19 protein-coding genes, 1 other RNA gene and 1 pseudogene are annotated in these 23,367 nt (G+C 45.2%); 18 read left to right on the top strand and 3 right to left on the bottom strand.

Annotation, left to right across the window (positions count from 1 at the left end; translation table 11 throughout):
* Positions 1–486: 486 nt before the first annotated feature.
* Positions 487–851: a transfer-messenger RNA gene (ssrA, locus tag DW56_RS21485) on the top strand.
* 204 nt (positions 852–1,055) lie between these two features.
* Positions 1,056–2,297, top strand: coding sequence for an integrase (locus tag DW56_RS07835; RefSeq protein ID WP_024554714.1), 1,242 nt, complete (start codon positions 1,056–1,058; stop codon positions 2,295–2,297).
* A gap of 63 nt (positions 2,298–2,360) precedes the next feature.
* On the opposite strand, the gene DW56_RS07830 is transcribed toward DW56_RS07835, so the two are convergent.
* On the bottom strand, positions 2,361–3,242 hold the full coding sequence (locus DW56_RS07830) for a hypothetical protein (protein WP_024554715.1): 882 nt from the start codon (positions 3,240–3,242) through the stop codon (positions 2,361–2,363).
* A 125-nt stretch (positions 3,243–3,367) separates the two neighbouring features.
* On the opposite strand from DW56_RS07830, the gene DW56_RS21480 reads away from it, so the two are divergent.
* The 5 genes from DW56_RS21480 (at position 3,368) to avs3b (ending at position 13,310) form a co-directional block, all read left to right on the top strand.
* On the top strand, positions 3,368–3,580 hold the full coding sequence (locus tag DW56_RS21480; RefSeq protein ID WP_013365117.1) for an AlpA family transcriptional regulator: 213 nt from the start codon (positions 3,368–3,370) through the stop codon (positions 3,578–3,580).
* A 26-nt stretch (positions 3,581–3,606) separates the two neighbouring features.
* Positions 3,607–5,121, top strand: coding sequence for a YfjI family protein (locus tag DW56_RS07825; RefSeq protein ID WP_024554716.1), 1,515 nt, complete (start codon positions 3,607–3,609; stop codon positions 5,119–5,121).
* 259 nt (positions 5,122–5,380) lie between these two features.
* Positions 5,381–6,079 carry an inovirus Gp2 family protein gene (locus DW56_RS07820; RefSeq protein ID WP_024554717.1) on the top strand — a complete coding sequence of 233 codons (699 nt, stop codon included), beginning with the start codon at positions 5,381–5,383 and terminating at the stop codon, positions 6,077–6,079.
* A gap of 282 nt (positions 6,080–6,361) precedes the next feature.
* Positions 6,362–12,640 carry an AVAST type 3 anti-phage nuclease/ATPase Avs3a gene (gene avs3a / locus DW56_RS07815; protein ID WP_029589755.1) on the top strand — a complete coding sequence of 2,093 codons (6,279 nt, stop codon included), beginning with the start codon at positions 6,362–6,364 and terminating at the stop codon, positions 12,638–12,640.
* On the top strand, positions 12,582–13,310 hold the full coding sequence (avs3b, locus tag DW56_RS07810) for an AVAST type 3 anti-phage proein Avs3b (RefSeq protein ID WP_024554719.1): 729 nt from the start codon (positions 12,582–12,584) through the stop codon (positions 13,308–13,310). The genes avs3a and avs3b overlap by 59 nt, the downstream gene beginning before the upstream one ends.
* A gap of 338 nt (positions 13,311–13,648) precedes the next feature.
* Here avs3b and DW56_RS07805 read toward each other — a convergent pair whose 3' ends face one another.
* Together DW56_RS07805 and DW56_RS07800 are read right to left on the bottom strand one after the other, a co-directional pair.
* Positions 13,649–14,875 (bottom strand): deoxyguanosinetriphosphate triphosphohydrolase family protein, encoded by a 1,227-nt coding sequence (locus DW56_RS07805; RefSeq protein WP_024554720.1) that lies wholly within the window; start codon positions 14,873–14,875, stop codon positions 13,649–13,651.
* A 320-nt stretch (positions 14,876–15,195) separates the two neighbouring features.
* On the bottom strand, positions 15,196–16,233 hold the full coding sequence (locus DW56_RS07800; protein ID WP_024554494.1) for a CHAT domain-containing protein: 1,038 nt from the start codon (positions 16,231–16,233) through the stop codon (positions 15,196–15,198).
* A gap of 349 nt (positions 16,234–16,582) precedes the next feature.
* Here DW56_RS07800 and DW56_RS07795 point away from each other — a divergent pair, with 349 nt between their 5' ends.
* The 11 genes and pseudogenes from DW56_RS07795 (at position 16,583) to DW56_RS21475 (ending at position 23,349) form a co-directional block, all read left to right on the top strand.
* Positions 16,583–17,272: a hypothetical protein gene (locus DW56_RS07795; protein ID WP_016243026.1), complete on the top strand. Its 690-nt coding sequence runs from the start codon at positions 16,583–16,585 to the stop codon at positions 17,270–17,272.
* 262 nt (positions 17,273–17,534) lie between these two features.
* Positions 17,535–18,398, top strand: a complete 864-nt coding sequence (locus DW56_RS07790) for a GTPase family protein (protein WP_029589754.1) — start codon at positions 17,535–17,537, stop codon at positions 18,396–18,398.
* Positions 18,399–18,493: 95 nt separating this feature from the next.
* Complete coding sequence (locus DW56_RS07785) at positions 18,494–19,318, top strand: DUF932 domain-containing protein (protein ID WP_024554496.1); 825 nt, start codon at positions 18,494–18,496, stop codon at positions 19,316–19,318.
* Between the two features lie 208 nt (positions 19,319–19,526).
* Positions 19,527–20,237 carry a DeoR family transcriptional regulator gene (locus DW56_RS07780; protein WP_024554497.1) on the top strand — a complete coding sequence of 237 codons (711 nt, stop codon included), beginning with the start codon at positions 19,527–19,529 and terminating at the stop codon, positions 20,235–20,237.
* 25 nt (positions 20,238–20,262) lie between these two features.
* Positions 20,263–20,799: a DUF4339 domain-containing protein gene (locus DW56_RS07775; protein ID WP_024554498.1), complete on the top strand. Its 537-nt coding sequence runs from the start codon at positions 20,263–20,265 to the stop codon at positions 20,797–20,799.
* Between the two features lie 41 nt (positions 20,800–20,840).
* Complete coding sequence (locus DW56_RS07770; protein WP_024554499.1) at positions 20,841–21,278, top strand: hypothetical protein; 438 nt, start codon at positions 20,841–20,843, stop codon at positions 21,276–21,278.
* Positions 21,279–21,344: 66 nt separating this feature from the next.
* A complete protein-coding gene (locus DW56_RS07765; RefSeq protein ID WP_024554500.1) occupies positions 21,345–21,755 on the top strand; it encodes a hypothetical protein in 411 nt (136 codons plus the stop codon).
* A gap of 77 nt (positions 21,756–21,832) precedes the next feature.
* Positions 21,833–22,072: a DUF905 domain-containing protein gene (locus DW56_RS07760; RefSeq protein ID WP_024554501.1), complete on the top strand. Its 240-nt coding sequence runs from the start codon at positions 21,833–21,835 to the stop codon at positions 22,070–22,072.
* A 95-nt stretch (positions 22,073–22,167) separates the two neighbouring features.
* Positions 22,168–22,626, top strand: coding sequence for an antirestriction protein (locus tag DW56_RS07755; RefSeq protein ID WP_024554502.1), 459 nt, complete (start codon positions 22,168–22,170; stop codon positions 22,624–22,626).
* A gap of 15 nt (positions 22,627–22,641) precedes the next feature.
* On the top strand, positions 22,642–23,118 hold the full coding sequence (locus DW56_RS07750) for a JAB domain-containing protein (protein ID WP_024554503.1): 477 nt from the start codon (positions 22,642–22,644) through the stop codon (positions 23,116–23,118).
* A gap of 8 nt (positions 23,119–23,126) precedes the next feature.
* Positions 23,127–23,349: pseudogene (locus DW56_RS21475) on the top strand (DUF987 domain-containing protein).
* Positions 23,350–23,367 lie beyond the last annotated feature (18 nt).

Here is a 23,367-nt window from a genome sequence, read left to right as displayed (position 1 = left end):
ATAGAAACAGAAGCCACCGGAGCACCTCAAAAACACCATCATACACTAAATCAGTAAGTTGGCAGCATCACCAACGTTTCTCTTTTAAGCAACTTCACACCACGATTTTTTCGAATAAAGAGTGATGATTCGCATGCTGAATCGTCGTTGTGCTTACTTATTTCAGGGAGGCTTAATAATTTATACAGGGTTAATTAATTGGGTTTTGAATTATCATTCCCTGACTAAAACTGGCCAAAGCAAAGAAACGTAAAAATATATCCGTTAATAATCCAGTAATAATTAATACCAGTTATTTCAGGGTTATTATCAGCTTAACTTTTTTTACTCGCTTCGCTTGTTTTTAAGAATATTCCTTACGCAAAAGATTATTTTTATATTGTTGCGCTCAGGCCGTGCAGAAGCGATTTTCGCTCATGCTAAAGACGTAGCGATATGGACTGGCATGGCGCGCCCTGTTTCTGCTATACTTCGCAGTACACTTCTGGGGCTGATTCTGGATTCGACGGGATTCGCGAAACCCAAGGTGCATGCCGAGGTGCGGTAGGCCTCGTAAAAAAACCGCAAAAACATAGTCGCAAACGACGAAAACTACGCTTTAGCAGCTTAATAACCTGCTCAGAGCCCTCTCTCCCTAGCCTCCGCTCTTAGGACGGGGATCAAGAGAGGTCAAACCCAAAAGAGATCGCGTGGATGTCCTGCCTGGGGCTGAAGCGTTAAAACTAATCAGGCTAGTCTGGTAGTGGCGTGTCTGTCCGCAGCTGCCAGGCGAATGTAAAGACCAGACTAAGCATGTAGTACCGAGGATGTAGGAATTTCGGACGCGGGTTCAACTCCCGCCAGCTCCACCAAAATTCTCCATCGGTGATTACCAGAGTCATCCGATGAAGTCCTAAGAGCCCGCACGGCGCAAGCCCTGCGGGCTTTTTTGTGCCTTGAATTTGTCCCGCGAAGTCTGATGCCAACTAATTAAATCCGAACCTTTTAGGCACCTTGTTAGGCACCTCATAAAGCTTTATTGTTTTTGAGGTGCCTAAAACTATGGAAACCCGGCAATGGCAAGACAAACCAAACCTCTATCCGTTAAAGAAATCGAATCTGCTAAACCCAAGGAAGCGGACTACGTTCTCTATGATGGCGATGGCCTTCAGCTACTTATCAAATCCAGCGGGAGTAAAATCTGGCAGTTTCGCTACATTCGCCCTGTCACCAAGAAACGTGCGAAGAAGAGCATAGGCCCCTACCCGTCAGTTACGCTTGCCGATGCCAGAAACTACCGGGCAGAGTCACACTCTCTCCTGGCGAAACAAATCGATCCACAGGAACATCAGCAAGAACAACTTCGTAGTTCGCTTGAAGCTAAAACCAATACTTTCCAACTCGTGGCTGAACGATGGTGGAATGTGAAGAAAGCCAGCGTGACAGAGGACTATGCCGACGATATCTGGCGCTCTCTTGAAAGAGATGTCTTTCCTGCAATTGGCGACGTTAGCGTTACAGATATTAAAGCTCACACACTGGTTCAGGCCGTCCAACCAGTTCAGGCCAGAGGAGCACTGGAAACCGTTCGTCGCCTGTGCCAACGCATTAATGAGGTCATGATCTATGCCCAAAACACAGGGCTGATTGATGCTGTTCCCAGCGTTAATATCGGTAAAGCCTTCGAGAAGCCTCAGAAAAAGAACATGCCCAGCATTCGACCGGATCAACTACCTCAACTGATGCAGACAATGCGAACAGCCAGCATTAGCCTTTCCACACGCTGCCTGTTCATGTGGCAACTTCTTACTATTACCCGCCCTGCCGAAGCGGCTGAAGCTCTCTGGGAAGAGGTAGACATAGAAGCGCGAGAGTGGAAGATCCCTGCAGCACGCATGAAAATGAACCGCGACCATACTGTTCCATTGTCAGATGAAGCAATTGCGATACTGGAGATGATGAAGCCGTTAAGTGGAAATCGAGAATTTATCTTTCCCAGCCGCATCAAGCCAAACCAGCCGATGAACAGTCAGACCGTAAACGCATCGCTAAAACGCGCAGGTTTTGGTGGGGTGCTCGTTTCACACGGCCTGCGATCTATCGCCAGTACAGCCCTTAATGAACAAGGCTTTCCGCCTGATGTCATTGAGGCAGCACTTGCCCATGTAGACAAGAATGAAGTTCGTCGCGCTTATAACCGCAGCGATTACCTAGAGCAGCGTCGTCCAATGATGCAATGGTGGGCTGATTTCGTTATGGCTGCTGATCACGGAAATATGATTGGAGATGGCATTCGAGGTATAAGGCTTGTCGGCTAATACACGAATAAGCGCTTCATAGGGAGCGCTTATTCTTATTATCCAAATTCACATAAAAGATTACTACAACTGACTAGTTCTTTTTTTTCTGCTTACAGTGTCCTCGAAAGCCTGCCTCACACTTTCAACATTTGTAGACCATGATTTCAAAATAGTATCGGCTAAGGCTTCCTGACTGGTAGTTGGCATTCGGTATTTTTTATCCTGCTTATTAATATTCAATTTTGACTCCTCTATAAATAGCCACAAAGGTTCAATGAGAACATTCACCGCTGCAGCTTTACTTCTCCATCCTTCTTCAGGAGCCAAATCATTGATAAGTTCCACCAGTTTTTCCTGAATAGGTCGATACATTTCAGATTTTTTTATTCCACCGTTTCTTCCTGATCTATTCCTGGTAGATAAAAGTTTAGTTTGTTTATCTACAGAGATCTTATACCAAACCATCCCCATGCTTTTATCAAATAACTCAGATGCTTTTTTAAATGCTTCAAATGCAACATCCTCATTGTCTGATATAACTAATTCACCCCATTTATAGCACTTCTGTGCATACCTAAGGTGAAATTTAAAAAGCTCATCCATAGAGATATATTCAGGAATAATGACAGCAACATTATCTCTCAGAAGTTCAGCCTCCAATGTACTCCAATAACGTTCAATAAGCTTAGCTAACTCGATGCTTTTCTCATTTGATGGAAAGTCCTTATGAGAGTCACTGTAGCTATGCTCCTTCAAATAAGATGATGAATACAATAATATTCCGGGACCAAACTTCTTGGAATTCCAGACCCGCTCTTTCATCATAGTCAACTCAGCCTGCATGCCTGTATGTTTTTCATCCAGAACTTGGGCATACTTGCTCCATTCACAGTCTTTCATCTCACTGGAGAGAGCACTGCGTTTTCGACTAATTTCTTCACTAAAAACTTTAATAGAAAACATTTAGCCCCACAATATCAACAAGTTAAACCTGTTAAAAATAAACCTTTGCTAGCCGTATTTTTTCGAAGAATCCTTGCAGCTATTCTTTGCTGGAACCAAACTGAGCTAACAAGAGGCAAACTAGTATGAACACTTCATCAGCAGTCAGGATACTCCGCTTACCTGCTGTTATCCATAAAACAGGTATCTCGCGAGCCACAATTTATGACTGGTTGAACCCGAGGTCGCCACGATATGATCCAACTTTTCCGAAGAAAAGAAAGCTTGGAACACAATCAGTTGGATGGCTTGAATCAGAAATTGATGAATGGTTGTTACATCGCAGTCTTATTAATTAATTATAAAGAGGAGTTAGATAGGATGTATGTCTAAAAAAAACAGCTCAACGCAAAATAAAGAACTTGGACTAAAGTTCCAGACGCTTCCCACTTTTGCACAACGGTTAATAAGCTACATACATTATAAAACAGGAGCCGCCGCTGAACTTATTTTAATAGTGTTACTTGGGGTAATGGCACTTGCCTGCCAGGACAAATTTGATATTCAGCTTAAAAATGGGAGAACCTTTACATCACTTTATCTGATGCTATTGGCACGCTCAGGTAGCAGGAAATCAACGGTATTCAGGCTGTTGATGGGGGAAATTTATCAACTGGAAAAAGAGCTGCGAAATGATTTTCTGTTAAAAGAGAAAATTCATAAGCTTAAACTAGTATCCTGGGAAACTGAGCTAAAAGAGCTTAAAAAACAATTTGGCAAAGCTGTTCGTCAGAAGGTTGATGTAACTGAGGCACTTGAGGCGTTGGAGGAGTGCCAAAGAAGAAAACCATCTGTCCCAGAAAGAAAGTATCTTACTAAAAATGATTCGACAAGTGAGGGACTTAGAAAGGCATTAGCGCTGGGTTCTCCATCATTGATGCTCGGCTCTGATGAAGCCGGTGGGGTGATTGACAGCAATCTTTTTCGCAATATATCAGTTTTTAACTCTCTTTGGGGAGAAGGGAGAATCTCTGACAGCAGAGCATCTCGTGACAGCTACGATGTTGATGATGTCCGGCTGACCGTATTGCTGTTGTTACAGCCTGAATTGTTTAACGACTTTATAAGTAAGCGGGGGAAAAAATTAAGAAAATCAGGATTCTTAGCGCGTTTATTATTGATTGATATGGAGCAACTTCCTGAACTATGCAACATCCCTGATGCGTGTTCATGGTCTGATGAACCAGGACTTGATGGTTTTTTCTCTATTCTCGTTAAGCATTTGCAAGACGGGATAGAGCGTAGAGAAAAAAATGAAGAACGTATCTGTATTACTTTATCTGAAGAGGCGAAAGCGTCATGGGATACACAAAGTAAACGAATCAGGGAACTAATGCAAAAAGGAAAGGAGTTGCATCACTATGATGATTTCGCCTCAAGAATTATGGAACAAGCTACGAGAATCGCAGCAGTAATGCAAATGTTTATTACACCCGACTCACCAATAATTACCAAGGAAACTTTAATGTCAGCTACTAAAATAACACAATGGATTATTAATCACCTTATCACTAAGGTCGATACTACCCGAGAACCTACAACTGCAGAAAAGTTGGTATGGTTCATGGAGGAGCATCTTGTTAGTAATGGTTCTTACGATTTCAAGAGGAATGATATCATTAAAAAAGGTCCATATTCAGTCAGGCGTTCAGAAAGTCTGAATTCTGCTTTAGAAAAACTTGAATCTGAAGGAATAGTACAACTATTTGAACGAGGTGGGGTTAATTATGTCAAATTTATTGGTTCCAAAATGGAACCTAGCGAACTAGCTGAAAAAACCAATATCCCGTTGTTAGACTCAGGAACAGTTGCGATGAGTAAACTACGTTTACCTGAATAACTTCAGAGTAAGCTGGCTCTTTCTGATTAATTTTTTTTGTTCTTAAGACAAGTCACACTAAGGATTCAGCTTAAATTATTGAGGAGGACAGCTCATGAGTTTTAATCGGTAGATGTAATATACCTTTATCAAAGGTCTACTCCTGTACAAACAATCATCAAGAGTGACAACCCCTACAGAAGTTATATCCAACATCACGTGGGTAGCGTGAGGGCTACCCACGATCCAATGATTAATATTTACAGAATGAAGGATTATTATGGAATCACTATATTCACTTACCAATGAAGAAACCGATAACTTGGTAGAAATAGCCTCCAGAAAGTATAGATCGCCTATTGACCTCGATATTCTCAATCCACTACTCAACATGGTCTACGGCACACTGGAGCAGCATAACCGAATACTAGCTATTCGTACTGACACAAGGTTCGCTCAATCCTATGTACCGGGCGAGCCTGATCTACCAATATGCTTCCAGCGCGATGATGCGCAGGCAATCACTCGCTTCTTCGAGTCACTGAAAAGCCAGTTACGGGCAGATCATCACCGGTCCAAGAGACCGGGTAACCCGACATTTCCATCTTATGTGTGGTGCAGAGAACGCGATACCGGGGAGCACCCACATTATCACCTGATGTTGCTGTTTAATGCAGATGTGTATGGGTACCTGGGTAATTACAAGGAACTCAATGCTAAAAACATGGCAACCCGAATACAGAAAGCCTGGTGCAGTGCTATAGGGCTTGCTCACGAAGATTACGCAACATTAACTGAATTCCCGCCAAATGCTGTTTACAGGTTTAGCCGATTCGACGCCTTGGATCGTAGCCCAGTCTACTGGGGTTTCCTGATTCGACTGGCGTATCTGGCTAAAACCAGAACTAAGGACGTCCACAGCGGTTACCGCAACTTTGGCACAAGCCAGTGTCCATGCTTAAGCGGATTAGCTTGTTAATAGCACTCTGGGTGAGGTATTTATCCTCACCCTGTCAATTAACATAATTGATACATTTCTCGGTAAAAAATTCGGTATTGTTTCTCGATACCCTGCTACAACCTGCTACATGTAGCAGTTCTCAGAGAGCAAGATATAAATTTTGGGCTAAAAGTTACGGGTATGTCACTGCCTACACTCTTCCTTTCTCAATTTCCATATCAATTCCCTCATACAGGATAGTCACTTAAATTTTAGGGGGTTATAATCCAAAAGCCTATCTGAATATAAGGATAAAAATCAATGTCAGACAGCTTGCTTGTTCGAGCCAGTAGGGATGGAGATCAATTTCACTATCTTTGGGCTGCTCGCCGAGCCCTCCGGTTGCTAGACCCTAAAGCGTCTTTAACCGCACTTACCATTGAAGGTGCTTCGACAACGGAAATGGGATCTCAACCATCGGTGGAGGAAGGCGAAGAGATCATTGATATTGCCGAATACTACGGCAGTAATGAGTTCGAGCAAGCAACTACTGTCAGATATATGCAATTGAAGCATTCAACATTACATGCTGAAACCGCATGGCCCCCCAGCGGATTACAGAAAACGATAGAAGGATTCGCTAAACGGTATAAAGAACTTTTGCAGCGATTTCCTGCTGAATCCTTGCATACTAAGCTTGAATTATGGTTTGTCACTAACCGCCCTGTCAGTACGAGTTTCAGTGAAGCAATTACAGATGTGGCAAATCAACGCACTCCTCGCCATCCAGACGACCTTGCTAAACTAAAAAAATTCACAGGTCTGGAAGATCAAGGGTTGGTGTCCTTTTGCCAGATGCTTCGCATTGAAGAACGACAGGATGGTTACTGGGAACAGCGAAATATTCTCCTGAGAGAATCTAACGGATATCTCCCTGATCTTGACACCCAAGCCCCGCTGAACCTAAAAGAACTGATTACCCGGAAAGCGCTATCAGAAAGTGCATCCGATCCAGCTATTACCAGAATGGATGTTTTACGTGCGTTAGGGGTAGACGAAACAGATCTATTCCCTGCACCTTGCCTGATAGAGAAAATTGAAAATGTGATACCCCGAATACAAGAGGTTTCACTGGTCAAAAATATTGTGGAGTCCATGGGCTCACCTATCATCGTTCATGCCGACGCTGGTGTAGGCAAATCAATTTTCTCAACCCGTATTCATCAACACCTGCCTGAGGGGTCAGTCAGTATTCTGTATGACTGTTTTGGTAATGGACAATATCGCAATGCTTCAGCTTATCGCCATCACCACCGAACCGCATTAGTGCAGATTGCCAATGAGATAGCCTCACATGGTCTATGTCATCCTTTAATTCCGAACGCCAGCACTGACATTTCTCACTATATGCGTGCATTTATGTATCGTATTTCTCAGGGGATTTCCACGCTTCGGGCGTCACATCCTGAGGCAATATTGTGCATTATTGTTGATGCTGCGGATAATGCACAAATGGCCGCAAAGGAAATCAACGAATCACGCTCATTTATAAGAGATCTGCTCAGAGAGAACATTCCCGCAGGCGTTTGTATTGTCGCACTTTGCAGACCACATAGGCAGAGCCTGCTTAATCCACGTCCCGGCACTCCCAGCCTGACTTTACAACCTTTCGATCGCAGCGAAACAGCCGCACACCTGCGTGGAATATTCCCGGATGCAAACGATCAGGATGTGGATGAATTCCATCGACTGAGCTCTCATAACCCCAGGGTTCAGGCATTGTCACTTTCTCGACATTTATCACTGCCAGATACATTGAGATTGTTAGGTCCTAATCCCAAAACGGTGGAAGATACAATCGGAGAAGTACTCGAAGCCGCCATCTGCCAGTTGAAGGATGCCTCTGGGCATACAGAACGTACGCAGATCGATTTTATTTGTGCAGCACTGGCGGTACTCCGCCCACTCATTCCTATCGCTATTTTGTCTGCCATCGCTGAAATCGATGAATCCGCAATAAAAAGCTTTGCGTTGGATCTTGGGCGGCCGCTAATCGTCAATGGGGATACTATCCAGTTCTTTGATGAACCTGCTGAAACGTGGTTTCAGGAACGATATCGTCCTAAAGAAAAAGAGCTTCGTCAGTTTATTGCCCGACTGACGCCGTTAACAAAAAATAGTGCCTACGCTGCGTCAGTATTACCACCGCTAATGCTTGAGGCTGGGCAATTTTCGGAACTCGTCACTCTGGCAATGACATCCCAAGGGTTACCAGAAACGAGTCCTATCGAACGCCGAGATGTTGAACTTCAAAGACTGCAGTTCGCCCTGAAAGCTGCGTTACGCCTTGAGAAGTATCAGGATGCGGCAAAACTTGCGCTCAAAGCCGGTGGAGAAAGTGCAGGCGACAGCAGGCGGCGAAAATTATTGCAGGATAATCTTGATCTGACTGCAAAATTTATGGACAGCCACAGTGTTCAGGAGCTTATTTCACGCCGTGCCTTTACTGATACTGGTTGGGTTGGGTCACAAAACGTCTATAACTCTGCACTTTTATCGGAATTTTCTGAGCTCTCTGGTGACGCCCGTAGCCGACTACGTATTGCTCTGGAATGGTTAGATAATTGGAGTTCACTAAACGATGATGAACGCAGCAGAGAAAACGTAACCGCTCAGGACATAGCCGTTATGGCGATCGCCTATCTGAATATTCATGGGGCAGATGAAGCGGCAAGAAGTCTTCGCCAATGGCGACCTCGAGAATTATCTTTCAGTGCCGGCATAATCATTGCCAAACAATTACTGGATCACGGCCGTTATACAGAGCTGAACCAGTTAGCTATTGCGGCAGGAAATGATCTTGGATTAATTTTGGCTATTGTACTGACCACCAGAAGGTTCCATTACCAGTTACCTGAACAATCTATCAAGAGAGGCTACCGTTTATTGGCTAGCCCTCATCTGAAAATCAAAATCAGATACTCATTTGATAATCAGACAATAGCTGCAATAACCAGCATGGTTGAAATGGCGCTACGGCTCAATGTCTGTAATGACAAAGAAGCTATAACACTTTTAAACCGCTACTTGCCCCAATCCGCTCCGAATGCCCTGTCCTCTAAACACAGTAAAGAACGTGTGCAATATATACGAATGTATGCGCTACGCGCGACATTAACTAACTCACCATTAAGTTTGAGTGATATTGCATCTGAAAAGGTCATTGAAGAGATAAACTCTGAAAGAAAGCATAGTGAATCACAGGAACTTCGCGAATTAAAGCAATATAGTGGTGTGTTAATTCCTTGGTATAACTTATGGGCTAAAGCCCTTTTAGGGAAAGTATCCAAGGCTGAGTTAGATAATCAACTCGCTGATGCAAAAAAATTATCAGCGGAAATAAAAGGGTATTCATACTCGGAGCATTCCTTTAGCAGTGATGAAATAGCTAATATCTGGTTCGATATTTTATCTGAAGTCGGAGATATTACTTGCGCTGATATCGAAGAAATCACTGCATGGTATCAACATAAGGACAACCGGGTCTTTACACCGACATTGCACAGATTTTCCCGTCTTTGCTCGCAGATAACTGGGCTTGAAAAATTTACATTTATCTTCGCGCAACAGGCACTATCTTTGTGGAAGGATGACCACACTGACGCACAAACCAAGGCTGAGAACTATATCGATATAGCCAGATCACTTATTTTAATTGATAAGTCAGAAGCACAAGAATATTTTAACTACGCTATTGAGGTCACCAATAAACTCGGTGATGAAAATCTGGAACGATGGGGAGCATTACTTGATCTGGCGGAATACATTGCCGACAAAAACATAGCATCACCAGAAATTGCCTATAAATTCTCACGCTGTGCCGAAGTAACTCGAGAATATGTTGATCGTGATAAACATTTTGCATGGAATGATACGATCAAAGCGTTGTCTGAATTATGCCCATCTTCCACTCTGGCCATCATTAGTCGTTGGCGAGATCGTACGTTTGGCGATCACCGAAATATACTGGCGTTAACGATAGAACAACTAGTAAAGAAAAATAAAATCAATCCACTTGATGCAGCAGCATTAATCCCTTTCCGGGAAGAGTGGGACGAAGATAAGTTACTAATAGCTGCTCTGCCTTTATGTAGAAGCGATCAGGACAAACAAACGCTTTTTCAATGGGTTTATAATTACATACAATTCACCTCACCTCGTTCAGAAAAATTAACACGAATTAAAACCATAGCTTTGTCCATCGGAATAAACCTCACTGTTCTAAATATAAACATTTCAGTTGAAGAACAGTCCAGATTAAATTTGGAATCAACAAGCGACCACGCCACTGAAACTGACGAAAAATCTAAAGCAGCATGGCAAAGAGTTTTTAACATGTGTGATTTATCCACATCCGAAGGAATTTCTATCGCATACCAAAACTTCCGTCATGAACCTGAGCTCTATTCAACCGAGTTATTTATTCAAGAGGCGATAACTCGTATTAGTTTTGGCAAAGAAAAAGACTTTATTAACGCTTTTGTTAAATTATCTGAGATCAGCCTTTATAGTTTCGGGACTTTTCTTGAATCCATCCCTGAGGAATGGACAGCCCGGTTAAGCATAAAAACAACTATTGCTTCAGTAACCAAAAGTTACTGCCAGCGGTTTTGCATGCTTATTAGAAAGCATCGCTACTACGAAGTGTTCCCTTTTAAGCTTGCCAGCGAACTTTCCGGGCTCAATGAAGATGAGTTAATCAGTATTGTTCTAAATGCAACATCTGAATCACCAGAACCATCAGATTCACAACAACTGTTTAGCCTTGTCGGGCTTTTGGTTAATAAGTTGACCCCAGAAGAAGCATTAAATGTCCTATCTTATGGGTTGGACTTATTCAATGAAGTATTGAAAGAGGAAGATGGTGATGGTCCATGGGGGCCAACATTAATTCCCCCAACTCAGGTAGAAGATTCTCTTGCGGGGTACATATGGGCCAGGCTAGCGTCGCCAGAATCAACCGTTCGCTGGGAAGCAGCTCATGCCGTTTTTATGCTCTGCCGATTAGAACGTTCCAAAGTGCTTCAAGCAATATTTCAACATGCTGAAAATTGCTCAACACAGCCCTTTTGCGATCGCAATCTTCCCTTCTATAACCTCCATGCTCAATTATGGTTATTAATTGCTGTTGCACGTGCCGCGCAAGATGACGGAAAAGCGCTGATACCCTATACCGATTATTTTTATCGCTACGCGACAACTGAACAACCACATGTATTAATCCGCCTTTTTGCCGCCAGAACCCTGCTCGCGCTTAATGAAGCTGGATTGATATCTATAACCGCTCAAGAAAGAGACAATCTTTCCAACATAAACCGGTCAACGTATGACCCAACAGTGAGTGACTCTGAAAGTTTAGTGGGCGAGGATTCATACACTTTTGGTATTGATTTTGGCCCATATTGGCTGGAACCTTTAGGCCGCTGTTTTGGAGTATCTCAAAAACAGCTTGAACCCGAAATGTTACGCATTATTCGCGATGATTTTGATTTTAAAGGAACCCGTAACTGGGAAGAAGATGAGCGAAACAAACGGCGTTATTATCGAGACAGAGATAATCATCACAGCCATGGTTCCTATCCACGTGTTGATGATTACCATTTTTACCTCTCCTACCATGCAATGTTCATCTCGGCTGGAAAACTATTGGCAACCAAGCCATTAGTGGATAGCCGTTACGATGAAATAGATGACGTTTTTCAGGATTGGCTAAAAAGGCATGATATTTCACGTAGTGATGGGCGCTGGCTAGCCGATCGACGAGATCCACAACCCGAAATCAGGCCAAGCTGGATTAACGATACTTCTGATAATCTCAATGAATGGCTTGGATCAATTTCGGAAAACATCTTTGACGAATCATTAAGCCCTGCCTCTGGATTACTGACAGTATGGGGACACTGGTCAGATAAGCGCAATGACCGAAGAGAGTCGATTTCGGTTTCTACTGCGTTAGTCTCACCCGAAAGATCTTTATCTTTACTCCGGGCGCTACAAACTACTGAAAATGCATATGACTATAAAATCCCCAGCACTGGTGAGGATATGGAAATTGACCATATGTCTTATAAGTTAAAGGGATGGATTAAAGACATCGGTGAATATAAAGGCATTGATGAACACGATCCATGGGCTGGCGATGTGACATTCCCGTTACCTAAGCCTGCGTCGTTTATCGTTGAAGCAATGAAATTAACTACGGATAAAGACCAGCGGGTATGGCATACCACTCATAGCACCGAACCAGAAATGATATCCAGAATCTGGGGTAGCCTAGCACAAAAAAATGAAGATGAGAAACCAAGTGGTTACAAGCTTTACGCCTCGGTGGAGTTTATCAAAAAAATGTTAACTACATTAAGCATGGATCTCATTATAGAGGTTGGTGTAAATCGCTACTCGCGGAGTAACAGATATGGACGGAGTAATGAAAATGAACTCGAGAATATCCCATCAAGTAACAGAATCTTCCTCCTTAAACATGACGGAACCTTCCGAACGCTATACGGCAATTGTACAACTGGGGAAAAAGTTGGTTGAAGAACTAGCGTTAAACAATTCTGTTGATACGTTAGGCCGTTGGATGGCTCATCATATTGCAGAACTGATTTACGACGCTGAAAATACTACGGATGACACTGTGCGCATCGCGAAACACATGGAGATTAGGGACTCTGTGTGGGCCTTTTGGACTAACCGCTACGAATTACCATTTGGTAATAAGCCATTTAAAGAACTAGAACCCATCCTAAGGGCTTTAGAAAGTCTTGATCCTGAAAACCTGCTACCAAGGTATTTCTTTCCCTACCCAAGGCTAACTGATAGAGAAAAGGAAACTTCGGAGACTCAAAAATGGTTAAAAGTTGCCGAAAGTATCGATTCGGCCTCAAAAATCCTGATTGACTATTGTCTCTCTTTAGCTGCAGAAAATTCTATTGATAAATCTCAAGAATGGGTGGAACTGGCACAAAAAGCTGGATTAGACGACGACATTGATCTAATTGAACTTCGTATTTTCCAATTACGTGGGAACCCATCCAACACAACTAATCCCAGTAGTGCACAACGGCGAGTTCTGGAAAAACGACAAAAAAATCTTGCCGTATTTCTTTCATTAGCCGCTCAGTTAGACGAACAACTCAAATCACAACTTGAAGCCCTACCAGTAATTGAGGATAAACCAGAAAAAGACGATGACGACGATGTTTGAGATAACACATGCTTAGTATTCATGACAATTAAAAAATATTAAGCTCTAGACCAAAGCGCTGAGATTCCTCTTAACATTTAGTAAAAGGAGTTCATATGTCAGTGTCCAGATTTTTGATAGATAACAGCGGCTCAAATCAGAACAATATAAAGATAGCCATAAGTAAAGCCTAGCAATGTAGGCAATTCCTATCGAACCGAGAAACGATGCATTTCGGGCCGAGCAAGGAATAGTGTGGTGAGCACAGAGATAATGTACATCGGGAATTTTTTAAGCGAAATTCGGACTTCGCGACATAAGAAATATTTCTTATGTCGCGCAGTCAGCGATCACTACAGTTATTTCTTGCAGTGGGTTTCCCATTCTTTAATGGCAAACGTATCCATCATGCCTGAGATGTAGTCAACAACAGCTCGTGCCTTTTTACTGGTGTAGTCAGTGGAATTTTCTTCCGGTATCGCAAACTTGAGTTCAGGGGGCAAAAATTTGAAATTGTCTTCCTGATTATAAAACTCGTATAAGTCAGCGATGATCTCGTTACCTCTGAACTCGTAAGTCAGTATATTCCTCTTACGCATAATTACTTTAAATAGCAGTTTTTTCAGACCTTCTGATAGTTTCTGTAACTTTCCGAACCCAAGTTCTTCAAAGCCATGCTTACTCATGACGACTGAAATATCCATGACTAGACGATTTACTATATTGGAAGTAAGCTCTTTGCGAAAAATCATGGCGAACTCTTCGGACGACTTCATTGAATTAGCTTTAGCAGCAGTTTCCTTTGACTTCTTGACAATCCCTGTAAAGTGGGGCAAAGCATCTTTGTACTTTTCTGAGATAAAAAACTCATACTCAATGTCTTCAATGGTCACCATATTTCTGCTAAGCGCGTCTTCAAGATCATGCGCAGCGTAGGCAATTTCATCAGCAAGATCCATTATCTGTGCATCTATAGTTTTCTCTCCTGCCTGCAGTTCAAGCTGATGCTTTATAAGCAATTGCTGGTAGAACTCATAATCTTCATCATAAATGAATTTCTCAGCAATGGATTTTGTATTTGGATACTTGATGACAGAGAGCAAGCTTCGGTGGGTCAGATCCAGACCGCCACAGTGAGCATATTTCTTTTCGAGCTTTCTTAAGATACGAAGCGCTTGGGCATTCCCTTCATATCCACCTATATCAGCAGATAACCGATTAAGCAATTTTTCCCCTGAGTGCCCGAAAGGAGGATTACCAATGTCATGCGCCAGAGCTGCCAGTTCAACTACCACGGAGTGTTTCAGCTCAAGGTCTGATGCGATACTCCGAGCTATCTGCGCGACTTCAAGGCTATGTGTTAATCTGTTTCTATTGAATTTTTCGGGATCAACTTCAAACAGCTGCATTTTGCCCTGAAGTCGCCGAAATGAAGATGAGTATAGAATACGCGCATAATCGCGCTGATAATCATCCCTGTTCCTTACTTCATTGCTGGGATCAGAATGCTCCCTACTGTGCCCCAGAGAAGCGATAAGTTTCTGCTCTTGCCTTTGAGCAAAAGCTTTAATTTCTTCATTGTACATATTAAATCCTTGCTGTATTAGCCAATCAAATCAGAGAACCGACTCTTTTCAGTTTGTTTAAAATTCTACGTAAAAAGATATAGTTACTGTATATTAATCTGGGTCTTGATGAAACTGTCAATGGCAAATAGTGCGCTTTCAATGAAATACGTTTAGGTTGACCTACTCCCACGCTTATTGGCATAGCCAGTGTATTGTATCCATCGATTGAACTCGCAGCGAGAAGAGGATGTTACATTGCCATTTATTTATTAATATTAATTTTGCTCAACACCTAACAAATGAGATATGCTGAGCAACTAAATATTTATTAAAAATATCTATTGATCTGATTGTGCGATAATGTATGTATTAGCTGCATCGTAGCCAGTCTTCATAAAAAGTGTTGGTGTATTTTGTTCTGGAATACCCTCTAGCATTAAAGCTGCCTTCGCTTGATTAAACGAGTTCTCAACAGAAAGACCAAAAGTTAAAGATGAATAAAATTGCGCAGAAAAGGTTCTCGCAGCATCATCTGTAATTGAGTCACTCATTCCAATGGCACATTCAATGTGTTCAACAACTTTATTAGCTTGGTTTTTTGAGTAGCATGTGTTGAAAAATACTAGTCTTAAATTGTCATTTGCAACACTCATTGCCTGAACGATAGAATCCATTGACACTAATTTAGTATTGAAGTTGTTATCCATAAGGACTAATTCATCATTAGCGCTTCCGTGACCACTGAAGTGCACAATTGTTGGCATATATTCATTTATATACTGTAGAATATCGCTTGGTCTAACTGCCCAACATGATTCCAATTTCACTGCATCACGGTGATGTGATTTCCTGATCATTTCTTTTATAGAACGAACTTCTTCATCTAACCTTAACTGTCCTTGATCTTTGGGGTTTGATGCAAGAAACAACACCGTAATTTCTTCAGGTAAATCACTTAAATTTTTTATCATTTCAGAGTGTTCCGACAAAGTTTTATTGACAGTGCATAATGCTCTAGTTTGTTCGCGTTGAAATTTATCTTGAAGCTGTTGGTGTTTTTTATATTCTTTCATTTCCTCATTATCAAACTTTCTTTGCACCGCTTGTAGTTCTTTATTTTTTCTGGAGATTTTTGATTCAAATTCTGAGATTTTCTTTTCAACTTTAGATATATCTGCTTGATGTTTGTATATTTCTTTTTGCTTATTATTTATCGTCGTTAATGACTTCGATGAGTTCATTTTTTTTGTTGCTGACTGAATTTTATTACTTAAGCTTGTTATTTTTGCATATTCTTTAGCTTTTTGATCAATCAAACGCGCGATTTCATCTCTTTTACGATCAACATTTCTTCTATATAAATCAATCATCGCCATATGTTTGTCTCCTTTTTGAACTGTTTATTTCCTCAATCCGGATTTTATCAATCAATCTTTTGAACGCAAGAGGCAAAACGGTGAGAATGACTATATCTGGCATAAAGCGGTCGGTCATCCTTTCCAGCTATATGAGGTCAGCCCAAACCCGTTCCGGCAAGTCTGGGTCTGTTTTTGCCGTAAGGTCGCAGCAGTAAACGCGGTCTCGGCCGTTCTCTGGCCAGATTCGGTCAGGGTTCGGTTTATTCGGTACTTCTTGCCTGTTAGTCTTGGGCAAAATATGCTAACTATCCGAACAGGCAGGAAGATCGCTATTGCCGGTGGTTTCTGACATAAGGAAGGTTTTCTAATGAGTTATTTTGATATCTCGCATGCAGCTCGCAAAGCGCTTAAAGCCATTGAAGAAAGTGAACTGGAAAAATGTATCAATAAATGCCTGTATGAAGAACAATCTTATTATCTTCAGGACTTCAGACTCTATGATTGTGGACCCTATGTCACGCAGCAACTCTGTTGCTTTGAAAAAGCTGTTACTACACTTCGGATGTCCAAGTCATCCAAAAAACGCGAAGCAGCAAGATACACAGCCCAGAAAGCTGGCCGCGATCTGGCAGCTGCATTTTTGCGAATGAGGGCAGGAGTTTCTGAAGTTGAGGCAGAAGAAGTTACATTTAGTGTCGATGAACAAAATTTTCCGCCAACGACATTCAGTGAACGCCTTTCTGTTCGGATTAACTACAGCTGGCGAACCGAACAGAATGCAGACTGGCAGTTCGGAAACATAACATTCTCTTACCTTGCGAAAGAACAGCCAAGTTATTTCTCCGTCGTGCCAGCACGAAAGGTCAGCGCTGCTAGACAAAAGCAGGAAAAACAAGAAAATTTATACCGTGACTGGGAACACCTAAAAGCAATATGCAAGGAATCTGTCCATAAATATCTAAAAGAAGGGAGAGATGGCTCACTAATCCCAAAAACTTTCACGGTTAAAAACCTGAATAATTTAGGGGCGAATTTTTGGGATTATACCGGGACTTAGACGTTCCAGTTACAGGAATCATACCGGTTTCACTGATTTGCTCCCCGCCATTCCATACACCGAGTCTGAATAGATCCGTTGCCAGCTCAGAGCAGGCCAGATGGTTCCTCAATCGTCCCCTTCGTGCTGTGAGTTCAACGGGTTGAAAAGGACATCAGTATTGTAAAAATCTTCAGATATATATCATTCAACTGAACACACCCAATTAACGGCAGAACCTCACGGTTCTGCCGTTTTCATTTTACTTTTCAGAGGAGTAGTGATGAACAATCCTGAAGACCTGAAGTCCCTGCAGAACTCACTTTCCGGCCTGCCACAGTGGGCATCAGAGCATATTCTGCAACAAATAAACCAGCTTACTCACTATGAGCCGGTGATTGGCATTATGGGGAAAACCGGCTCAGGCAAGAGCAGTTTGTGCAATGCTCTTTTTGCCGATAAGGTGTCACCTGTCAGCGATGTTACTGCCTGCACTCGCGACCCCTTATGCTTTCGCCTGCAGGTGGGCGAACATGCTATGACTATCGTCGATTTACCTGGTGTTGGTGAAAGTGAAAGCCGCGATGTTGAATATGCCGAGCTCTACAGCCAGCAGCTTCCCCGGCTCGACCTGGTGCTGTGGTTGATCAAGGCCGATGATCGAGCGCTGGCGGTGGATGAACATTTTTACCGTGAGGTGATTGGTGAGGCATACCGGCATAAGGTGTTGTTTGTTATCAGTCAGTCCGACAAGGTTGAACCCACCTGCGGTGGTGAAAAGCTGTCTACAGAACAGAAACAAAATATCAGCCGCAAAATCTGTCTACTGCATGAGTTGTTCCAACCTGTAAACCCTGTCGGTGCGGTGTCGGTACGTTTGCAGTGGGGGCTGCGGGTGATGGCTGAACGGATGATTCGTTGCCTGTCACGGGAGGCCAGTAGTCCGGTGGCGGTACAGCTTAGTGCTCCACTTCGTACCGATGCCGTTAATAAAAAAGCACGTGACGATTTTGGTGAAACTGTCGGCTCGGTACTGGACACAGTAAGTTCCATGCCCCTGATACCGGCCCCGGTTCGGACAGTTATCCAAACTGTACGCGACATCGTAGTATCAGTCGCTCGTGCAGTCTGGAATTTCTTCTTCTGAAAATTAACCCTTCTAACCCGTAGTTTCCTGAGCCCTGCCGCCATTTTGCGGCAGGGCTTTTTTGCTTTTATTTATCCATCATGAGGAGTCTGCTTATGACCCGTCTGGCTTCGCGCTTTGGCGCAGCAAATCTTATCCGTCGTGACCGTCCGTTAACCCACGAAGAGCTGTTTTGTGTAGTGCCCAGTGTCTTCAGCGAGGAGAAGCATGCGTCACGCAGCGCACGGTATACCTGGATACCAACCATTACCGTTCTTGAAAATCTGCAGCGTGAAGGCTTTCAGCCTTTCTTTGCCTGCCAGACACGTGTTCGTGACCCTGGTCGTCGCGAGCATACAAAGCACATGCTGCGCCTGCGTAGGGAGGGGAAAATTACCGGCAAGCAGGTCCCGGAAATTATTCTGCTCAACTCCCATGATGGCACCAGCTCGTATCAGATGCTGCCGGGATTATTTCGTGCGGTATGCCAGAACGGACTCGTCTGCGGTGAGTCGTTTGGCGAGGTGCGGGTGCCGCACAAAGGAGATGTCGTGAGTCAGGTGATTAAGGGGGCGTATGAAGTGCTGGGTATTTTTGACCGTGTGGAAGAGAAGCGGGATGCCATGCAGTCGCTGATGCTACCGCCACCTGCACAACAGGCTCTGGCACAGGCCGCACTGACGTACCGTTTTGGTGAGGACCACCAGCCGGTGACAGCACCTCAGATACTCTCCCCACGCCGCTGGCAGGATGAGAGCAATGATCTGTGGACTACATACCAGCGTATTCAGGAGAACCTGATTAAGGGCGGACTCAGTGGTCGGAGTGCAAAAGGCGGGCGAACGCATACCCGTGCAGTGCGTGGTATCGATGGCGATGTAAAGCTCAACCGTGCTCTCTGGGTTATGGCGGAAGCGATGCTGAGTGGGTTTCAGTCCTGAGCTTGTTATCAGCATGTTAGGAAAGGACACTCCCTGTCCGTTTTACTTCCATTGGGCTGAGTGTTTTTTCACCGCATTTCACGATGTGCCGCATCGGGCCTGCTTCCGGTGGCAGATAAAAAATAGTTCATTCCATGTCCATACCCTGTCCGCCCCCCTCTTTAGAATCATTTCATATTCAGTTAGTTAACTATTACGGAGATTTAAGATGACACAGGCAGAGCGCCGTCATGACCGGCTGGCTGTCAGGCTGTCACTGATAATCAGCCGCCTGGTTGCAGGTGAAACGCTGAACATGGGGCGGCTGGCTGCGGAGTTTGATGTGTCAGTCCGTACCCTGCGACGGGATTTTCGCGAACGGCTGATGTACCTCGACCTTGAGTATCGACGGGGGCAGTGCCGCCTGCGCAGTACCGGTGGAGGCGTACAGGGCGAGCTGGATGCACTGACCTTTGCTCACCGGGCAGGACTGGCCGATATTTTTCCGGGGCTGGACCGGCGTCTGGCGGGCATGCTGCTCACTGCAGGGGGGATGCCCTGCCTGGTGTGGCAACCCCCACAGTCAGTGTCACCGGCCAGCTCGCTGGTGTTTTACCGCCTCGTCAGTGCCATTACCGCATGCCAGCGGGTACTGCTGCTGGCCGAGGGAGAACGCTGTGACGGGCTGGCCCCGTACCGACTGATTTCATTCGACGGCTGCTGGTACCTCACCGGTGAACTTAACGGGCATATCACCGTGCACCCTCTGGCGACCATCCATGCGGTGACAGTCCTGAACACCACTTTTACCCCGCGAAAACGTCTCAGCCAGTTAACCACACAGGCGGGCTTTATCCGGGCTCTTCCGCACTTCAGCTGTATTCGCGAAGTCCTGTCTCCTGGGCCCTCTGAGGAGGAGCAGGGCAACACACTGATTTAATTACCTCTGTTAAGAAGGAAAAACAATGACCTGGCATTACGAGAAAAATGGCATACGTCACGACAATGTGACCGAAGACGACATCACTGGCCTGATTATGCGCGGTGAACTGACGGCAACCACGCTGGTATGGCGACAGGGTATGACGGATTGGCAACCGGTCTCCACCACCCCGCTGGCTTCGGCGCTGCTCCACAGCACCACACCACCAGCGCTGCCGGGGCACCGCATTCCAGGCGGAGTGGTATGGACACTGGCATTTGCGCCTTTTATTGGCTATGCGCTGGAGTTGTGGACGGCAGGGCTGAACGGAATGTCTTTTGACGAGGCATATGAGGCCGTCTCGGGCGGACGGTACTGGTTTATCACGCTGCTGCTCAATATCGCTCTGGGATATCTCGATGAACGACGTCTGCGTAAGGCCGGAGTGGATACCACCACGTTCGGCAAACTGGCCTGGCTGGTGCCGTTCTATTTGTGGCGGCGGGCGAAAACTCTCGGTCAGAAACCGGCTTACTTCTGGGTATGGCTGGTGATGCTGGGCCTGACCGTCTGGGCCTGAATCACCGCTCCCTGATATTTTCTCTGTTAAGGACCAACGTAATGAAAACACTGATTAAAATACTGGGCATTACCGGCAGCCTTCTGCTCTGTATAGGAGTTCAGGCCCAGCCTTATAACCGGACGCTGCCTGCTGTCGTCAATGACAACAACGGGAATATTTTCTGGTGTGATGCGCATCGTCAGGTTACCGGAAAATGTGAAGCCATGTCTGTTGACCGCCTGGGTGGGATGGTAACAGTTCGTTCAGCACCCTTTAAGGACTGCGAAGGTGGCCTGTGGGGCTGGATAACTATCATGCGCAACGATGTGTCGAAGGGATTCACCATTACTCCGGACAAGAAATTCGGTCTCACCGTAAAAGACCTGTGCCGTCCGGGCACGGTAGTGACCTTTAAGCCCAACCAGAAGAAGCCGGAATATGACGACCTGGTGGCGTTGTACCAGGGCAAAGAGCTGTTTCGCTACCGGCGTTTCTGATAACACCCGATATCAACCACTCTTATTTTGCCCAACTGCGGGCTGGATTAATTCAGGACGAAGACCATGCTGAAAATATTAACCTCTGCTGTACCCGCCCTTATTCTGTCACTTGCCGCATTCAGTGCTGGTGCCGCTCAGCTTCCGGCAAGTCTGATGGATAAAGACAATCCCGGCCAGGAGTACTGGTGCCAGGGAAACGACATCAATACGTCCATGTGCTCACTGACCGGTGTCAGCGACGACCATAAATTTGCCCTGATTCAGGACCTGCCGGGCCCGGCCTGTGAAGATTTAAGCTTCGGGGTTATCGACCTGGTGCGCCAGACCGGCGTCAATATTCCTTACGATGGTGGTGACTGTAAGGGCGATGTGCAGGCCGGGTTTGTGCGTGGCCCGAAAGATAATGCTCTGTATGTGAAGATTGTCCGGGGCAGTAAAACCCTGCGGCTGTATAAGGTACAAACCGGTTACTGACAATCCCCCCACACCTGCATACTCCCACAGCCCCTGACGCGTCTGCGTCAGGGGCTTTTGCTTTTTAGGTACACCGAATGCCTGAATCTCAATTACTGCCGTCGGGTTCATTCACTCGCCAGCAGGCCGAAGCTGTTACCCGCCGGTATCACAACATCGCCATTGAAGACGACCAGGGCAGTCACTTCCGTCTGATAGTTCGCGACCCCGAAGGCCGGATGGTCTGGCGGGCGTGGAACTTTGAACCGGATGCCGGTACGGCCCTCAACCGGTATATAGGGCAGGATGGCATTTGCAGAGCATTATCCACCGACTGACTGCAGTCATTTACCGGCATACATTTCAGACCCTGATTACCCCATCTCATACGCCAGCCATCGCCGTTGGCGTTTTTTATTGACGGAGAAACCCTATGACAACACAGACACAGTACGAGTTAGTTCCCGCTAACGAACCGCAGTTCACCCTCAGTGCCACGCTGGTACCCGAAGAACAGCGTCTCGATTTCTGGCCGCTGTACTTTAGCGCTATCCCGCAATGGATAACGCTGGAACCCCGTATTTTCGCCTGGATGGAGCGCTTTTGTGATGAGTACAGCAGTGGTATCTGGTCCTTTTACACACTCAGCAATGGCGGCGCGTTTATGGCCCCTGATGCTGACGGTGGTGATAAATGGCATCTGTTCAACAGCATGAACGGCAATGGTGCGCAAATGAGCGCGGAAGCCGCAGGTATCGCTGTCTGCCTGATTGAATACAGCCACCATGCCTGCCGTACAGAGTGTGACGCAATGACCGCGCACTATTACCGTCTGCGGGACTACGCCCTGCAGCATCCAGAAGCCCACGCCATTTTGCGCATCATTGACTGACCAGAGGAACAACGAATGAAACAGCTTTCCTTTTTACCCGGCGAGATAACGCCACAGGACCGGCGTCTCATCCAGCGGGCACTCAGGGTTCTGGACAGACATCTGCATGAGCCCGGGGTGGCGTTCACCTCCACACATGCTGTCCGTGAATGGCTGCGACTGCATATGGCCGCGCTTGAGCGGGAAGAGTTCCGGGTGTTGTATCTGGATAACCAGAACCAGCTTATCGCCCATGAGACGCTCTTTAGCGGCACGATTAACCGCACAGAGGTCCATCCCCGGGAAGTGGTCAAACGTGCTCTGTACTTCAATGCAGCAGCAGTGATACTGGCGCATAACCATCCTTCCGGAGAGACGACGCCCAGCCAGGCTGACAAAACCCTCACGCAGCGACTGGTTCAGGTACTTCAGTTGGTAGATATCCGTGTCCCTGACCATCTGATTGTCGGCGGCAGGCAAATCTATTCGTTCGCAGAACACGGTCTGCTGTGAGGTATTACATGGAAATTATCAGTAAACGCCGGGCAATGACGATATACCGCCAGCATCCTGAGTCCCGAATCTTTCGCTACTGCACCGGCAAATACCTGTGGCATGGCCAGCGTCTGTCATTACACCGGCAGGGACGTTCCGGATATCACTGGAGTCCTGGCGGTATACGCCGAACGCCGCCAGGACTGCAAAGGGCCTTATACCTGCCTGATGAGTATTACCCTGAACTGACAATAAAGGAGGTTATAA

Source organism: Franconibacter helveticus LMG 23732 (assembly GCF_000463115.2).
GTDB classification, from domain to species: domain Bacteria; phylum Pseudomonadota; class Gammaproteobacteria; order Enterobacterales; family Enterobacteriaceae; genus Franconibacter; species Franconibacter helveticus.
This window is presented reverse-complemented; position numbering and strand designations above follow the sequence as displayed.

What these genes read in the sequence shown, in the direction of transcription:
- DW56_RS07785 (WP_024554496.1), top strand. Translation starts at nt 18,494, where the DNA reads ATGACCCGTCTGGCTTCGCGCTTTGGCGCAGCAAATCTTATCCGTCGT.
- DW56_RS07765 (WP_024554500.1), top strand. Translation starts at nt 21,345, where the DNA reads ATGCTGAAAATATTAACCTCTGCTGTACCCGCCCTTATTCTGTCACTT.
- DW56_RS07760 (WP_024554501.1), top strand. Translation starts at nt 21,833, where the DNA reads ATGCCTGAATCTCAATTACTGCCGTCGGGTTCATTCACTCGCCAGCAG.
- avs3a (WP_029589755.1), top strand. Translation starts at nt 6,362, where the DNA reads ATGTCAGACAGCTTGCTTGTTCGAGCCAGTAGGGATGGAGATCAATTT.
- DW56_RS07750 (WP_024554503.1), top strand. Translation starts at nt 22,642, where the DNA reads ATGAAACAGCTTTCCTTTTTACCCGGCGAGATAACGCCACAGGACCGG.
- DW56_RS07755 (WP_024554502.1), top strand. Translation starts at nt 22,168, where the DNA reads ATGACAACACAGACACAGTACGAGTTAGTTCCCGCTAACGAACCGCAG.
- DW56_RS07775 (WP_024554498.1), top strand. Translation starts at nt 20,263, where the DNA reads ATGACCTGGCATTACGAGAAAAATGGCATACGTCACGACAATGTGACC.
- avs3b (WP_024554719.1), top strand. Translation starts at nt 12,582, where the DNA reads ATGACGGAACCTTCCGAACGCTATACGGCAATTGTACAACTGGGGAAA.
- DW56_RS07800 (WP_024554494.1), bottom strand. Translation starts at nt 16,233, where the DNA reads ATGGCGATGATTGATTTATATAGAAGAAATGTTGATCGTAAAAGAGAT.
- DW56_RS07825 (WP_024554716.1), top strand. Translation starts at nt 3,607, where the DNA reads ATGTCTAAAAAAAACAGCTCAACGCAAAATAAAGAACTTGGACTAAAG.
- DW56_RS07790 (WP_029589754.1), top strand. Translation starts at nt 17,535, where the DNA reads ATGAACAATCCTGAAGACCTGAAGTCCCTGCAGAACTCACTTTCCGGC.
- DW56_RS07830 (WP_024554715.1), bottom strand. Translation starts at nt 3,242, where the DNA reads ATGTTTTCTATTAAAGTTTTTAGTGAAGAAATTAGTCGAAAACGCAGT.
- DW56_RS07805 (WP_024554720.1), bottom strand. Translation starts at nt 14,875, where the DNA reads ATGTACAATGAAGAAATTAAAGCTTTTGCTCAAAGGCAAGAGCAGAAA.
- DW56_RS07835 (WP_024554714.1), top strand. Translation starts at nt 1,056, where the DNA reads ATGGCAAGACAAACCAAACCTCTATCCGTTAAAGAAATCGAATCTGCT.
- DW56_RS21480 (WP_013365117.1), top strand. Translation starts at nt 3,368, where the DNA reads ATGAACACTTCATCAGCAGTCAGGATACTCCGCTTACCTGCTGTTATC.
- DW56_RS07820 (WP_024554717.1), top strand. Translation starts at nt 5,381, where the DNA reads ATGGAATCACTATATTCACTTACCAATGAAGAAACCGATAACTTGGTA.
- DW56_RS07780 (WP_024554497.1), top strand. Translation starts at nt 19,527, where the DNA reads ATGACACAGGCAGAGCGCCGTCATGACCGGCTGGCTGTCAGGCTGTCA.
- DW56_RS07770 (WP_024554499.1), top strand. Translation starts at nt 20,841, where the DNA reads ATGAAAACACTGATTAAAATACTGGGCATTACCGGCAGCCTTCTGCTC.
- DW56_RS07795 (WP_016243026.1), top strand. Translation starts at nt 16,583, where the DNA reads ATGAGTTATTTTGATATCTCGCATGCAGCTCGCAAAGCGCTTAAAGCC.